Annotated in this window: 14 protein-coding genes; 13 read left to right on the top strand and 1 reads right to left on the bottom strand. The window is 41.2% G+C overall.

The annotated features are described in order from the left end of the window. The first annotated feature begins 128 nt into the window (after positions 1 to 128). The 10 genes from def to spoVM all read left to right on the top strand — a co-directional run bounded on the left by def (position 129) and on the right by spoVM (position 9,275). Positions 129 to 614 (top strand): peptide deformylase, encoded by a 486-nt coding sequence (def, locus tag LG336_RS04950; protein WP_404331461.1) that lies wholly within the window; start codon positions 129 to 131, stop codon positions 612 to 614. After that, positions 611 to 1,567, top strand: coding sequence for a methionyl-tRNA formyltransferase (fmt, locus tag LG336_RS04955; RefSeq protein ID WP_404331462.1), 957 nt, complete (start codon positions 611 to 613; stop codon positions 1,565 to 1,567). The genes def and fmt overlap by 4 nt, the downstream gene beginning before the upstream one ends. Beyond that, complete coding sequence (rsmB, locus tag LG336_RS04960; protein WP_404331463.1) at positions 1,557 to 2,906, top strand: 16S rRNA (cytosine(967)-C(5))-methyltransferase RsmB; 1,350 nt, start codon at positions 1,557 to 1,559, stop codon at positions 2,904 to 2,906. The genes fmt and rsmB overlap by 11 nt, the downstream gene beginning before the upstream one ends. Before the next feature lie 2 nt (positions 2,907 to 2,908). After that, positions 2,909 to 4,003 carry a 23S rRNA (adenine(2503)-C(2))-methyltransferase RlmN gene (gene rlmN, locus LG336_RS04965; RefSeq protein WP_404331464.1) on the top strand — a complete coding sequence of 365 codons (1,095 nt, stop codon included), beginning with the start codon at positions 2,909 to 2,911 and terminating at the stop codon, positions 4,001 to 4,003. A 4-nt stretch (positions 4,004 to 4,007) separates the two neighbouring features. Continuing rightward, positions 4,008 to 4,760, top strand: a complete 753-nt coding sequence (locus tag LG336_RS04970) for a Stp1/IreP family PP2C-type Ser/Thr phosphatase (RefSeq protein WP_404331465.1) — start codon at positions 4,008 to 4,010, stop codon at positions 4,758 to 4,760. Positions 4,761 to 4,764: 4 nt separating this feature from the next. Next, the gene (gene pknB, locus LG336_RS04975; protein ID WP_404331466.1) at positions 4,765 to 6,765 is read left to right on the top strand and encodes a Stk1 family PASTA domain-containing Ser/Thr kinase; all 2,001 of its coding nucleotides are present in this window, start codon (positions 4,765 to 4,767) and stop codon (positions 6,763 to 6,765) included. A gap of 58 nt (positions 6,766 to 6,823) precedes the next feature. Further along, complete coding sequence (gene rsgA, locus LG336_RS04980; protein ID WP_404331467.1) at positions 6,824 to 7,705, top strand: ribosome small subunit-dependent GTPase A; 882 nt, start codon at positions 6,824 to 6,826, stop codon at positions 7,703 to 7,705. Positions 7,706 to 7,707: 2 nt separating this feature from the next. Then, the gene (gene rpe, locus LG336_RS04985) at positions 7,708 to 8,352 is read left to right on the top strand and encodes a ribulose-phosphate 3-epimerase (protein WP_404331468.1); all 645 of its coding nucleotides are present in this window, start codon (positions 7,708 to 7,710) and stop codon (positions 8,350 to 8,352) included. Positions 8,353 to 8,449: 97 nt separating this feature from the next. Then, complete coding sequence (locus LG336_RS04990; RefSeq protein WP_404331469.1) at positions 8,450 to 9,097, top strand: thiamine diphosphokinase; 648 nt, start codon at positions 8,450 to 8,452, stop codon at positions 9,095 to 9,097. A 97-nt stretch (positions 9,098 to 9,194) separates the two neighbouring features. Continuing rightward, on the top strand, positions 9,195 to 9,275 hold the full coding sequence (spoVM, locus tag LG336_RS04995) for a stage V sporulation protein SpoVM (protein WP_034302035.1): 81 nt from the start codon (positions 9,195 to 9,197) through the stop codon (positions 9,273 to 9,275). Positions 9,276 to 9,489: 214 nt separating this feature from the next. Here the strand turns inward: spoVM and rpmB are convergent, their stop codons facing one another. Next, on the bottom strand, positions 9,490 to 9,678 hold the full coding sequence (rpmB, locus tag LG336_RS05000) for a 50S ribosomal protein L28 (RefSeq protein ID WP_121609299.1): 189 nt from the start codon (positions 9,676 to 9,678) through the stop codon (positions 9,490 to 9,492). A gap of 302 nt (positions 9,679 to 9,980) precedes the next feature. On the opposite strand from rpmB, the gene LG336_RS05005 reads away from it, so the two are divergent. The 3 genes from LG336_RS05005 to recG all read left to right on the top strand — a co-directional run bounded on the left by LG336_RS05005 (position 9,981) and on the right by recG (position 14,334). Then, positions 9,981 to 10,343, top strand: a complete 363-nt coding sequence (locus LG336_RS05005; protein ID WP_221873843.1) for an Asp23/Gls24 family envelope stress response protein — start codon at positions 9,981 to 9,983, stop codon at positions 10,341 to 10,343. 34 nt (positions 10,344 to 10,377) lie between these two features. After that, positions 10,378 to 12,036, top strand: a complete 1,659-nt coding sequence (locus tag LG336_RS05010) for a DAK2 domain-containing protein (RefSeq protein ID WP_404331470.1) — start codon at positions 10,378 to 10,380, stop codon at positions 12,034 to 12,036. Between the two features lie 249 nt (positions 12,037 to 12,285). Beyond that, positions 12,286 to 14,334, top strand: coding sequence for an ATP-dependent DNA helicase RecG (recG, locus tag LG336_RS05015; RefSeq protein ID WP_404333098.1), 2,049 nt, complete (start codon positions 12,286 to 12,288; stop codon positions 14,332 to 14,334). The last annotated feature ends 398 nt before the right edge of the window (positions 14,335 to 14,732 follow it).

Genomic DNA, 14,732 nt, shown 5'->3' on the forward strand with positions numbered 1-14,732 from the left:
ATCCCTCCTATTTTGGCTCGAAAAGCAACCAAGTTTGAGAAAAGAGCCTAATGTAATAGTATGGGATTCATTTGTTTTGTGGAAATATGAAAGATGAAGGCAAGTAATTGAATATTGGAGGAACAAAATTGGCAATTCGTAAGATAGTAACCCATCCAGCAGAGATTTTGGAACAGGAATGTAAACCAGTAACCCAATTTGATAAAAAGCTAGGGAAACTCCTGGATGATATGTATGAAACAATGATTGAATTTGATGGAGTAGGGCTAGCTGCCCCACAAATTAATATAGATAAACAAATTGCGATTGTTGATGTGGATGATCATCACGGAACAATCGAATTGATTAATCCGGAAATTACAGAAAGTACTGGAAATCAAACAGGCCCAGAAGGCTGTCTGAGTTTTCCGGGGCTTTTTGGTGAAGTGACTAGAGCCTTTAAAATTAAAGTACGTGCCCAAAATCGAAAAGGGAAATACTATGAAATGGAAGCTGAAGATTTTTTAGCGAGAGCCATTCAACATGAAATCGATCACCTCCATGGCATTTTGTTCACTTCTAAAGTCAGCAAATACTTAGATGAAAAAGAATTAGAGGAGTTGAACAAAGAATGACCAAAATCGTATTTATGGGTACCCCTGATTTTTCAGTCCCTGTCTTGCAGCAGCTTATCCAGGATGGTTATGAAGTGATTGCTGTCGTAACTCAACCTGATCGCCCGGTTGGACGGAAGAAAGTGTTGACTCCCCCACCAGTAAAAGTGGAAGCAGTAAAACAGGGGATTCCTGTCTTTCAGCCAGAAAAAATTCGACAGAAAGACGAGTTGGAAAAGATTTTATCATTAAAGCCAGACCTTGTTGTCACAGCGGCTTTTGGGCAAATTTTACCAAAGGAACTACTTGAGGCTCCAAAGTTTGGTTGTATTAACGTTCATGCTTCCCTTCTACCTGAACTCCGTGGTGGAGCACCGATTCACTATGCGATTATCAATGGTCATGAGAAAACAGGGATTACGATTATGTACATGGCCGAAAAACTAGATGCCGGTGATATTTTAACACGGGTAGAGGTTCAGATTGAAGAGAACGATAATGTTGGAACCCTTCATGACAAATTAAGTAAAGCTGGAGCACAGCTATTGTCCGAAACTGTCCCCAAGCTTTTAAATGGTGAACTTACTCCTATAAAGCAGAACGATGATGAAGCGACCTTTGCATGGAATATCAAACGCGAGCAGGAGAAAATTGATTGGAGCAAAGATGGTGAAGAGATTTACAATCACGTAAGGGGGATGAATCCTTGGCCGGTAGCGTACAGTACTCTTAACGGATCTGTTTTAAAAATCTGGAAAACAGAAAAACTAAAAGTATCTGTTGGTGCAGAGCCGGGCACAATCCTTTCGATAGAAGATGACGGATTTGTGGTCGCTAGTGGGAATGATATAGGTATTAAAGTTATAGAGCTTCAACCTGCCGGAAAAAAACGGATGGATGCAGGACAATTTCTCCGTGGGGCCGGTTCTCAGATTGAAGCTGGTATGAAGTTAGGAGAGAGTCATGGCCAGTAAAAAAAATGTTCGGGAGGTTGCACTTTACCTTCTGGAAAGCATTGAAAAGAATCAAGCCTATAGCAATCTTTTGCTCAATGATTCGATTGAAAAAAATAAAATAGATAAGAAAGATATTGGGCTGTTGACGGAACTTGTTTACGGAACACTACAACGTAAACTGACCCTCGATTATTTTTTAAAGCCCTTTATTAAAAACAGTCGGAAACTAGAAGGCTGGGTTTTACAGTTATTGCGGTTGACCTTATATCAAATGGTGTATTTAGATCGGATCCCCGAAAGGGCAGCTATCTATGAAGCCGTTGAAATTGCTAAGCGTCGTGGCCATAAAGGGATCGCCGGTGTTGTGAACGGGGTGTTAAGGAGTGTTCAAAGGGAAGGACTTCCTTCATTGGAATCCATTGAAGACCCTAGTGAAAGACTGGCAATTGAAACAAGCCATCCTGAATGGCTTGTCAAAAGATGGGTCAGTCAGTTAGGCTTGGAAAAGACAAGAGAAATGTGTGAACTGAATTTGACTGCACCATTGCAAACTGCGAGGGTGAATGTGACGAGAATCTCAGTGGAGGAATGTCTCACGTTATTAGAAGAAGAAGGCTTTGCTGTTGAGCCAAGTCCAATCATTCCAGAAGCAATTAAATGCCTCCGTGGCAATCTTGCATCTTCTACACCTTTCAAGTATGGAATGTTAACGATTCAGGATGAAAGTTCGATGCTTGCTGCCTATGCTCTTGGTGCTGAAAAAGAGGAGAACATTCTTGATGCCTGCGCAGCTCCGGGGGGAAAATCTACACATATAGCAGAAAAACTAGCCAACTCAGGGAAAGTCATCTCGCTTGATTTACATGATCATAAAGTGAAATTAATCATGGATAATGCATCTCGTCTCGGTCTTGAAAACATTGAAGCGAAAAGCTTGGATAGCCGGACTGTACAGAAGCATTTTGAGGCGGAGTCGTTTGACCGAATCCTACTGGATGCGCCTTGTTCGGGATTAGGTGTCATGCGACGAAAACCGGATATGAAATATACAAAAAAGGAAGAAGACTTAACGAGACTTCAAGAAATCCAGTTGTCTTTACTTGAAGCAGTTGCCCCGTTGGTCAAAAAAGGTGGCACCCTTGTTTATAGCACATGCACCATTGATCGTGAAGAAAATCAAGAAACCGTGAAATTATTTTTACAAAAACAGGCTGAATATATAGGAAATCCTTCGTTTTCGGAAAGAATGCCTGAAGCCGTTCGTCCTTTGATTAAGGACTTTGAACTGCAAATTCTCCCACAGGATTTCGGATCCGATGGCTTTTATATCGCTTGTTTAAAAAGGAAGGTGGACTAAAAATGGAACAACCAGCAACGAAGAAAAGAAAAACAACAGCATATGAACCTGATAAGCCTTCCATTTATTCACTACGGCTTGAAGAGCTTAAGGAATGGCTCGTGTCTAAAGGTGACAAGGCCTTTCGAGCAGAACAAATATATGATTGGCTGTATAAAAAAAGAGTAGGGTCATTTGAGGATATGACAAATCTTTCTAAATCACTTCGAGATGAACTAGAGAATAGCTTTGTCTTGACGACCCTAAATACCATAATTCAAAAAACATCAACAGACGGTACAATTAAATTTCTGTTTGAGCTTCAAGATGGAAAATCAATTGAAACGGTGTTGATGAGGCATGAATATGGAAATTCAGTCTGTGTTACAACCCAAGTAGGTTGCCGAATTGGCTGTACATTTTGTGCATCCACACTTGGAGGGTTAAAAAGAAACCTAGAGGCTGGAGAAATTGTCGCTCAAGTTGTGAAGGTTCAGCAGGTTTTAGATGAAACCGATGAGCGAGTAAGCTCTGTTGTCATCATGGGAATAGGGGAACCATTTGACAATTATGATCATATGCTTTCTTTCTTGAAAATTATTAACCATGAAAAGGCACTAAACATTGGGGCCCGCCATATTACGGTGTCTACAAGCGGCATTATTCCAAAGATTTATCAATTTGCTGATGAGGATATGCAGATTAATTTCGCCATCTCGCTTCACGCCCCGAATTCCGAGTTGCGTAGTCGTCTTATGCCAATTAACCGGGCATATAAGCTCCCGGATCTCATGGAGGCTGTGCGCTACTATATTGAAAAGACAGGAAGAAGGATCTCTTTTGAATACGGCCTGTTCGGCAATGTAAATGATCAGGTTGAACATGCAGAAGAGCTCGCTAATTTAGTAAAAGGGATTAAGTGCCATATCAATTTAATTCCTGTCAATTATGTCCCAGAACGTGATTATGTCAGAACGCCAAAAGCACAAATTTTTAAATTTGAAAAGGCCTTAAAGGACCGTGGAGTTAATGTTACCATCCGTCGTGAACAAGGTCATGATATTGAGGCTGCGTGTGGTCAATTACGGGCGAAGGAACGGCAGGAAGAGACGAGGTGAGAGGATGAACGCGGTTTTCATTACAGATAAAGGAAAGGTTCGGCTTCATAATGAAGACAATGGTGGGATTTTTGCGAACAAAGAAGGTCAGCGCCTTGCCGTCGTAGCAGATGGCATGGGCGGCCATCGCGCTGGGGATGTCGCAAGTGAAATGACCATTAATTTCTTGAAGACTGAATGGGAAAATACAGAAAAAATCGATACTGCAGAAGCAGCAGAAAATTGGCTAAGAACCAAAATAGTCGAAGTCAATAAGAGAGTATTTGAACACTCTAAGCAAAACAGCGAATGTGAAGGAATGGGGACGACTGTGGTCGCAGCTGTTTGCACAAATCTTTTTGCAACCCTAGCAAACATTGGGGACAGTCGGGGTTATATCTTAAATGAGTCCGGATTTCAGCAATTAACTGAAGATCATTCGCTTGTCAATGAATTAGTTCGTACGGGGCAAATTTCAAGGGAAGATGCTGAACATCACCCGCGAAAAAATGTGTTATTAAGAGCGCTTGGCACAGAAGAAACGGTGGCCATGGATACGAAGACCATTATTTTTGAGGGAGGGGATTTTCTTTTTCTTTGTTCGGACGGACTTTCTAATAAAGTAACAGAAGATGAAATCAAAGGAATTCTCACTCAGAGTGGAAGCTTAGATGAAAAGGCGTCAGAATTGGTTACACTTGCCAATCAAAATGGCGGAGAGGACAATATCACTCTCGCAATTGTAGAACACTCAGATGTCGTCATAGAAGGCAGGTGAGCACATGATGATTGGTAAAAGAATTAGCGGTGGCCGATACAAAATCCTCAGCACAATCGGTGGTGGGGGCATGGCAAATGTTTATCTTGCTCATGACATGATTCTTGATAGAGATGTTGCTGTCAAGATGTTAAGGCTAGATTTTGCTAATGACGATGAATTTATCCGGAGATTTCATCGGGAGGCCCAATCGGCAACAAGCCTTGCTCATCCGAATATCGTCAGTATTTATGATGTCGGAGAAGATGACAATTTATACTATATTGTTATGGAGTATGTTGAAGGGCAGACATTGAAACAATACATACAGCAAAAGGCTCCTGTTCCAGTGGAAAAAACCTTGGATATTATGAGGCAACTAACATCGGCGATTTCTCATGCCCATCAAAACCACATCATCCATCGTGATATTAAACCTCATAATATATTAATGGATGATTTTGGTAACGTAAAAATTACCGATTTTGGGATTGCAATGGCTCTTAGTGCAACAAGTATTACCCAGACAAATTCTGTGCTAGGTTCGGTCCATTATCTATCACCTGAACAGGCCCGGGGCGGAATGGCCAATAAAAAATCGGATATTTATTCTCTCGGAATCGTCATGTTTGAGCTACTAACAGGAAGGCTGCCATTTTCAGGTGAGTCGGCAGTATCCATTGCCCTAAAGCATTTGCAATCCGAGACACCATCTATAAAAAGGTGGAACCCAAATATTCCGCAAAGTGTCGAGAACATCGTCTTAAAAGCAACGGCAAAGGATCCCTTCCACCGATACAATGATGTTTATGATATGGAAGAGGACTTAAGATCTGCTCTTGATGAAGATCGTCAAAACGAGAGCAAATTTGTCATTCCTGAAGATGATGAAGCAACGAAGGCGATTCCAGTCATAACGAATGACCGCCCTTATCGGAATTTTGATAAAACAAAGGTTCATGGGGAAGAAGAGGAAGAAGAGTCAGAACAGGACGAAGATGAAAGTGTAAGTAAAAAGCAGAAAAACAAGAAGAAAAAGCCAAAGAAAAAGAGTAAAAAGAAATGGCCGATCCTTTTAACCTTTTTGTTTGCTATCCTTGTTATCGCTGGCTTTTTATTGGTGACGAAGGGACCTGAATGGTTTGGTCCAAAAGAAGTAATGATTCCGGATATTGAGGGAATGGAGATTGATGAGGCTGTATCAGAACTTTTGGCTTCAGATTTTCTCATTGGGGATAAAATAGAAATCAGTGATGAAAATATTGAAGAAGGCTTAATCATCAGAACAAATCCACAGGCGGGGAAAGTCGTTAAAGAAGGCACAGAAATTGATTTGTATATCAGTCTCGGGAAGGAAAAGTATGAGCTTTCTGATTATCGTGGTAGGATGTTTGAGGATGCTGTTCGCAGACTTGATAATCAAAACTTTAAAGATATTATTAAGATTGAGAAATACGACGAAAGCGAGCCGGGAACAATCATTGACCAATACCCGGAAGACGGTGAAGCGGTTGTTCCAAGTGAGACTGTTATTGAGTTTACGGTTAGTCAGGGACCAGAATTAATAACATTGATTGATTTAAACGGGTATACCGCCAGAAGTTTTGAAGACTACGCAAAAAACAATAATCTAGTGCCTGAGATAACCGAGGAGTTCAACGAAAGTGTCGACAAGGGTCAAGTATTTTCACAGGAACCTAAGGCGGGTGCCCAATTAAAGGAAGGAACCATAGTGAAGGTAATTATCTCTAAGGGGAAGAAAGAACTTCCACCTAAAGAGGTTACTGAAGAAATTGGGATTGTCTATGATGAAGAAAACTCAAATGGAGAACCGCAGTTGGTTCAAATCTTTATTGAAGATATGGATCGTAGCATAAACGTACCTGCAGACGAGTTTGAGATTACTCAAACCACCACAAGGGAATTAACATTTAGGATTGCTCCGGGTGAAAAAGCTGTATTTCGTGTTATGGTCAATGGGGAAGTAACCCTTACAGATGAAGTGCTTTATCCGGAAAGTGAATAAAAGTTAGTGCATCGTTGGGAATATAGCCTTTAAGATTAATGACTTAGGGAGTGATGCTATGCCGCAGGGCAAAATTATCAAAGCTTTAAGCGGTTTCTACTATGTTTTAGGAGAAGAGGGAATCGTGCAGTGCAGAGGAAGGGGGGTATTTCGGAAGAATAAAGTAACTCCTCTAGTCGGTGATGAAGTCGTTTACCAAGCAGAAAATAAAACAGATGGGTACATAATGGAAGTGAAGGAACGGAAAAATGAACTAGTCCGTCCGCCTATTGCCAATGTAGACCAAGCCATACTCGTGTTTTCGGCTGTTGAACCAGAGTTTAGTACAGCTCTTCTCGATCGGTTTTTGGTACTTGTTGAATATAATCAAATTCGTCCATTAATTTGTATAACAAAAGTTGACCTTCTACAGGATGGACTTACCAAACTTGAACAGTATGCTGAGGACTATCGAAATGCAGGTTATGAAGTAATCTTTACGTCTTCTGAGACAGCTGTAGGTCTTAAGGAGCTTTCTCCTTATATCGAGGGGAAGATTTCCGTTTTTGCCGGTCAGTCTGGGGTAGGAAAATCTTCACTTTTAAATGCATTAAAACCAGAGTTGGAATTGAAAACAAGTGGAATCTCTCATCATCTGGGGCGGGGGAAGCATACGACCAGGCATGTGGAATTGATTAAAATCGGAAACAATGGATTGGTTGCAGATACTCCTGGATTTAGTTCGTTAGAGTTTACCGAGATTGAACCGGCAGAACTAAATTACTGCTTTCCTGATTTTGCTAGGATAAGTGAAGATTGTAAATTTCGCGAATGTCTGCATGTTAGTGAACCAAAGTGTGCCGTAAAAGCGGCTATCGGAGCGGGGGAACTTCCGGAGTATCGCTACCAACACTACAAAGATTTTTTGCAGGAAATTAAAGATAGAAAGCCGAGGTATTAGGTATGGTTAAAATAGCGCCTTCGATATTATCAGCTGATTTTTCAAAACTGGGACAGGAGATAACCGATGTAGAACATGGGGGAGCGGACCTTATCCATATCGATGTTATGGATGGCCACTTTGTTCCTAATATTACCATTGGCCCACTAGTTGTACAGGCAGTTCGTCCAATAACGGAGCTTCCGCTAGATGTTCATTTAATGATTGAAAACCCCAATCAATATATTGATGCCTTTGCTAAGGCAGGGGCTGATTATATTACTGTCCATGTTGAGGCTTGTAGGCATCTGCATAGAACCATCCACCATATTAAAGAACTTGGAGTAAAAGCAGGGGTCGTACTCAACCCGGCTACACCCGTTGAGTCTATTCTTCCGATTATTGATGATGTTGACATGGTGCTATTAATGACGGTCAATCCAGGCTTTGGTGGGCAAAAGTTTATCCATTCTGTTTTGCCTAAAATTAGGCAGGTAAAGGACTTGGCTCTGGCACGTAACCTTAATCTTGAGATTGAAGTAGATGGTGGAGTAAACGAGGAGACGGCAAAACTATGTATCGAAGCAGGTGCAAGTGTTCTTGTTGCGGGGTCTGCCGTTTATAATAAGAAAGATAGAGGCCAGGCAATTACAGCATTAAAAGGGTAAACATAAATGGGGACTGACTTATTTGTTCAGTTCCTTTTTTGTGTTGCGAGAGAAACCAAACTAGAAACATATTGAAGACGTGAATGAGGTGTTTTATTTGATTATAAATATATTAGGCGGAGGGCCAGTTGATGCTCTTCCGGATCTTCAGCCTTTTGATGGAAAGGAATGTGTGTGGTTAGGAGTCGACAGAGGGGTATTCACGCTCATTTCTTTAGGTATTAACCCCGACTATGCCTTTGGCGATTTCGATTCCGTTTCACAGGAGGAATGGGAATTAATTGAAAAAAAGGTCGAAAATTTACACCGATATAAACCGGAGAAGGATGAAACAGATATGGAGCTTGCCCTTAATTGGGCACTTACAAAGGAGCCAACTATAATTCGAATGTTTGGGGCTACTGGAGGTAGGTTGGACCATTTCTTAGGTAATGTCCAAATGCTGTTAAAAGCTGAGCAAAATCATTTAACCACCCACATTGAAATCATTGACTGCCAAAATATTCTATATGTGAAAGGTCCGGGGCGTCATCAGATTGAGAGACTACCTGAAAAAAAATATATTTCTTTTATTCCAATCACCCTCGATGTTAAGGGTTTGACGCTTGAAGGGTTTAAATACTCACTGACCAATAGGCATATTTCGCTTGGTTCCACACTATGTATAAGTAATGAACTCCTGAGTAGTTCTGGTACTTTTTCTATTACAGAAGGCATATTAATGGTGGTAAGAAGTAGTGATTGAAATGTCTTCTGCGTTAAGCAATTATTTCTCTTTCCTGAATATAATGTAAAGGCGAAAATTCTTCAGCTTGGTTTTAAGGACAGTGAGGAGGGACAGTATGAAATTCTATACCATTAAACTGCCAAAGGTATTAGGTGGTCTAGTCAAGGCGATGTTAGGTGCTTTTAAAAAGGGATAAAAATAGAGAAAAAGAAATGATTTAAATGGAGCACCCACAAACCGGGTGCTTTATTTATTGCCATAAGAAAGGCTGTGTTAACCATGGTTGTTGATTTCCACACCAAACAACGCTGGAACAATACAGCTAAAATTAAAAAAGCACCCCTTGAAGGATGCTTTTTTAATAAAAACTTCAACGCTTTGCTTTTGGCAAGCGATGAAGTTTTTCATAATTAAACGCGCTCTACTTTACCTGATCTTAAAGCTCTTGCAGATACCCAAACACGCTTAGGCTTTCCGTCAACAAGAATGCGAACTTTTTGTAGGTTAGCACCCCAAGTACGCTTGTTAGCGTTCATTGCGTGAGAACGAGCATTACCAGAACGAGTTCCTTTACCAGTTACAACACATTTACGTGGCATGTTTATTTCCCTCCTTACTTACGTAAGCTAATACTATTTCGATGCAAAAATGCATTTTTTCGTCAGAACAGCTAAACTTTTTTGTGGTACCGTGTTTCTGACAGTCAAACATACTTTAATAATTTATCATACAAATATTTGGATTGCAATACTATTGATAAAAGGATATCAAGAAAAAAACCTTGACATATCCTTTGAAATCTTGCTCTATAATAAGGGTGGGATGGAATGACTTTTAAAATGATCGCGGTTATAGTAAAATAGCTATAGTCTATTAGCAATATTCCAAAGGGGGAACGACCATGTCCATAGAGTTACAAACAAAGTTCGGACAAATCGATATATCAAATGATGTTATCGCTACAATTGCAGGTGGTGCCGCTGTTGATTGCTACGGCATTGTTGGAATGGCTTCTAAGCACCAACTTAAAGATGGAATTGCTGAAATGCTTCGCAGAGAGAACTTTTCGCGTGGAATCGTCGTTCGTCAGGAAGACGAAGAAGTACATATCGATATGTATATTATTGTAAGTTATGGAACGAAAATATCTGAAGTTGCCCATCAAGTTCAATCAAAAGTAAAATACACGCTTAACCAAACGGTTGGACTGGCGGTTGACTCGGTTAATATTTACGTTCAGGGAGTTCGAGTAACGAACCCGTAAGTTCGTGAACGACCTTAGTGAGGAGGAAAGATTTGTGTCAATTAAAGCTCTAGATGGAAAACGCTTCGCAGAAATGGTCATTCAAGGAGCGAATCACCTATCAGCCAATGCTAAAATGGTGGATGCGTTAAATGTTTTCCCTGTTCCTGATGGCGATACCGGTACAAACATGAATTTATCAATGACATCCGGTGCCAAGGAAGTTAAAAATAATGTCCAGGAACATATCGGTAAGGTAGGTTCCTCCCTCTCAAGAGGCCTTTTAATGGGGGCAAGAGGAAATTCAGGGGTTATTTTATCCCAGCTATTCCGTGGTTTTTCGAAAGCCATCGAACAAAAAAGGAATATAACTGCTAAGGAATTTGCCCAAGCTCTTGAAGCTGGAGTAACAACTGCTTATAAAGCCGTTATGAAACCTGTTGAAGGGACAATCCTAACAGTTGCAAAAGATGCGGCTAGAAAAGGGGTTCAAGTTGCCAAGAATCAAGATGATTTAGTCATCTTGATGGAGGAAGTCTTGAAAGAGGCACGTGCATCTTTAAACAGAACTCCTGATTTGCTTCCGGTTTTAAAGGAAGTAGGGGTTGTTGATAGTGGCGGACAGGGACTTGTTATTGTTTATGAAGGATTCTTGGCTGTTCTTAAAGGTGAAGAGCTTCCAGAAGGACCTTCTGTAATCGAAACAATGGATGATATGGTAAATGCAGAACATCATAAAAGTGTCCAAGGACATATCAATACAGAGGATATTGAATTTGGCTATTGTACTGAATTCATGGTTAAGCTTGAGGGGAAACGATCATTTTCCGAGGATGATTTCCGTCAGGACTTAAGTGAATATGGAGATTCTCTTCTCGTTATTTCTGATGATCAAGTTGCCAAAATCCATGTGCATACGGAGCGTCCGGGTGAAGTATTAACCTATGGACAGACCTATGGAAGTCTTATCTCCATGAAAATCGAAAATATGCGTCAACAGCATACAGACATTGTTGGGGAGCCTGCACAGACTTCTAAACCTGTATCCAAAGAGAAGAAAGAGTATGGGGTTGTTACGGTCTCCATGGGAGCTGGTATTGGGAATCTGTTCAAGAGCATCGGAGCTAGTGTGGTAATTGAAGGCGGCCAAACGATGAATCCAAGCACCGAAGATATCGTTAAAGCTGTAAAAGACACAAATGCGAAGAAAGTTATTATCTTGCCTAACAATAAAAATATCATTATGGCAGCTGAACAAGCAGCTGAATTGGCTGAAGAAGAAGTTGTGGTTATCCCTTCTAAGACGGTTCCACAAGGGATGTCTGCGCTATTAGCATTTAATCCATCAGCAGATTTACTGAATAACCAAGATGTTATGACGGATGCGATGCAACATGTAAAAACGGGGCAATTAACCTATGCTGTTCGTGATACGAGCATTGATGGTCTTGAGATTGAAAAAGGCGACTTTATGGGCATAGCTGAAGGGAAAATTGTCTTAAAGGATAAAGATAAAGTGAAAGCGGCAACCGCATTATTGGAAAATATCCTTGATGAGGATTCGGAAATTCTCACCATTCTCAAAGGGGAAGATGCGACGCAGGATGACCTTGATATCCTAGTTGAATTCCTTGAAAAGCAATATGAAGATGTTGAAGTAGAGATTCATGATGGTGGTCAACCGCTATATCCATTTATCTTTGCAATTGAATAAATGAAAAATAGAAGGGGGACCCCCTTCTTTTTCTTGTTTTAAGAAAAGAAAGTATATAAGTTTTTATTTTGAGAATTGTCTAGCTCCAGCACCTAGCGGCTAGTGTCCTTCGCTCTCCGCCCTACGATAAGTTTATTAGGGATAGGTATGGAGCTATATCAATCCAAAATTGGAGAATCGGCAAGGAGGGCTGTGGCATCCCGACAGCAAAGGAGCTGCATTAGAAAAGTCGGTTGTCGCAAAAATATCGTGAGTGATTTAGGTAACCAATCTGTAACATCTGTCAAAGGCATAGGCGCAGAAATGGGTAATTCACTAGCGGAGATGAATATCCTAACGATTAAAGATTTGCTAGAACATTTTCCTTACCGCTATGAAGATTATCGACTCCGGGATTTAGCAGAGGTAAAACATGAAGAAAAGGTTACGGTCGAAGGGGTGGTTCATGGGGAGCCTTCCCTTATGTATCATGGGCGAAAAAAGTCGCGCCTCACGGTTCGGCTGCTTGTGGATCGTTACTTAATCAAAGTGGTGTTTTTTAATCAACCATATTTGAAACAGAAATTCAAGGTGAATGAAACGGTGACTGTAACGGGTAAATGGGATCAGCACCGACAAACGATAACGGCTAATGAAATGACAGCAGGTGGCTATCAAAAAGAGAAAGAGTTTGAACCTGTATATGCGGTAAAGGGGAAAGTAACGGTAAAAGTCATACGTAGGCTCATTCACAATGCTTTTGTTCAGTTTGGACATGAAATCGAAGAGAACCTTCCAGAGGAACTATTACAGCGTTATAAGCTGATGGGGAGAGGCGAAGCCTTAAAGGTAATGCACTTTCCTTTAGGGGCTGACGATGTCAAACAAGCTAGAAGAAGGTTTGTTTACGAAGAATTCCTCTTATTTCAGTTGAAAATGCAGGCATTGAGGAAGTTTGAACGTGAACAATCCCTAGGGATTGCTCTAAACTATCATCTATCAAAAGTAAAGACGTTTATTGAGGACCTTCCATTTCCGTTAACAAATGCGCAAAAAAGAGTGGTCAATGAGATTCTAGCAGATATGAAAACACCCTATCGGATGAATCGTTTACTTCAGGGAGACGTTGGGTCTGGAAAAACAGTGGTTGCGGCCATCGCTTTGTATGCAGCGATTACGGCAGGATACCAAGGTGCTTTGATGGTCCCAACGGAAATTCTTGCAGAACAGCATGCCGAATCATTGACAGCTTTGCTTACTCCTCTTGGTGTTCAATGCCGACTTTTAACAAGCTCGGTTAAAGGAAAACGGCGCCGAGAGGTTTTAGCGGAAGTAGGGGAAGGAACGGTGGATGTCCTTATCGGCACACATGCACTGATACAGGACGAAGTGAGTTTTCACCGGCTAGGGCTTGTCATTACAGATGAACAACATCGCTTTGGCGTTGAGCAGCGAAGGGTTCTTAGGGAAAAGGGTGAGAATCCAGATGTTTTATTTATGACGGCAACGCCGATACCAAGAACACTTGCCATTACTGTTTTTGGTGAGATGGATGTGTCGGTCATTGATGAGATGCCAGCTGGGCGGAAAACAATTGAAACCTATTGGGCTAAACATGATATGCTCGATCGTGTACTTGGCTTTATGGAAAAAGAGTTAGCTCAGGGAAGACAAGCCTATGTTATTTGCCCGCTGATTGAGGAATCTGACAAAATCGATGTGCAAAATGCTATTGATGTTTATCATACTTTAAGTGTTTATTTTGGGAACAGGTATAAAGTTGGGTTAATGCATGGAAGGCTGAGTTCCGCAGAAAAGGATGCGGTTATGCAAGAATTTACTGCGAACGAGGCTCAAGTGCTAGTGTCAACAACGGTGGTTGAAGTAGGTGTGAATGTTCCAAATGCGACTTTTATGTTGATTTATGACGCAGAGCGCTTTGGTCTCTCCCAGCTCCATCAGCTTCGTGGACGTGTTGGGAGGGGCAGTGAGCAAAGTTACTGTATATTGCTTGCTAATCCTAAAAATGAAGTAGGCAAGGAACGGATGAAAATTATGACAGAGACAAACGACGGCTTTGCCTTAAGTGAAAAGGATTTGGAGCTTAGAGGTCCAGGAGATTTCTTTGGCAGGAAGCAAAGTGGAATGCCAGAGTTTAAGGTGGCAGATATGGTTCATGACTATCGGGCTCTTGAAACTGCTAGAAATGATGCTGCTATCTTAGTTCAGTCTGATGTTTTTTGGAAGTCTGATAAATATCTGAGCTTGAGGGAGTCTTTAAAAGACAGTGGTGTTCTAACTGGAGAAAAACTTGACTGATAAAAGTACTGAAAGATAGAAATGAACCCGAAATCGGCCAGGAAATTGTTCTGAAACCCGCTTCATAAGGTGGATGAACCCGAAATCGGGCTGAAAAATAGAGAGAAACGCGCTTCATAGGGCGGATGAACCCGAAATCGAGCTGAAAAGAGAGAGAAACCAGATTCATAGGGCGGATGAACCCTAAATCGAGCTGGAAAAGAGAGAGAAACCCGCTTCATAGGGCGGATGAACCCGAAATCGAGCTGGAAAAGAGAGAGAAACCCGCTTCATAGGGCGGATGAACCCGAAATCGAGCTGGAAAAGAGAGAGAAACTCGCTTCATAAGGTGGATGAACCCGAAATCGAGCTGGAAAAGAGAGAGAAACCCGCTTCATAGGGCGGATGAACCCGAAATC

The sequence above is a fragment of the Mesobacillus maritimus genome (assembly GCF_044803185.1).
Taxonomy (GTDB): domain Bacteria; phylum Bacillota; class Bacilli; order Bacillales; family Cytobacillaceae; genus Mesobacillus_B; species Mesobacillus_B maritimus_B.

Coding starts and splice junctions, on each gene's coding strand:
- rpe (WP_404331468.1), top strand. CDS start 7,708: ATGGTTAAAATAGCGCCTTCGATATTATCAGCTGATTTTTCAAAACTG.
- rpmB (WP_121609299.1), bottom strand. CDS start 9,678: ATGCCACGTAAATGTGTTGTAACTGGTAAAGGAACTCGTTCTGGTAAT.
- spoVM (WP_034302035.1), top strand. CDS start 9,195: ATGAAATTCTATACCATTAAACTGCCAAAGGTATTAGGTGGTCTAGTC.
- rsmB (WP_404331463.1), top strand. CDS start 1,557: ATGGCCAGTAAAAAAAATGTTCGGGAGGTTGCACTTTACCTTCTGGAA.
- rlmN (WP_404331464.1), top strand. CDS start 2,909: ATGGAACAACCAGCAACGAAGAAAAGAAAAACAACAGCATATGAACCT.
- fmt (WP_404331462.1), top strand. CDS start 611: ATGACCAAAATCGTATTTATGGGTACCCCTGATTTTTCAGTCCCTGTC.
- LG336_RS05005 (WP_221873843.1), top strand. CDS start 9,981: ATGTCCATAGAGTTACAAACAAAGTTCGGACAAATCGATATATCAAAT.
- LG336_RS04970 (WP_404331465.1), top strand. CDS start 4,008: ATGAACGCGGTTTTCATTACAGATAAAGGAAAGGTTCGGCTTCATAAT.
- rsgA (WP_404331467.1), top strand. CDS start 6,824: ATGCCGCAGGGCAAAATTATCAAAGCTTTAAGCGGTTTCTACTATGTT.
- pknB (WP_404331466.1), top strand. CDS start 4,765: ATGATGATTGGTAAAAGAATTAGCGGTGGCCGATACAAAATCCTCAGC.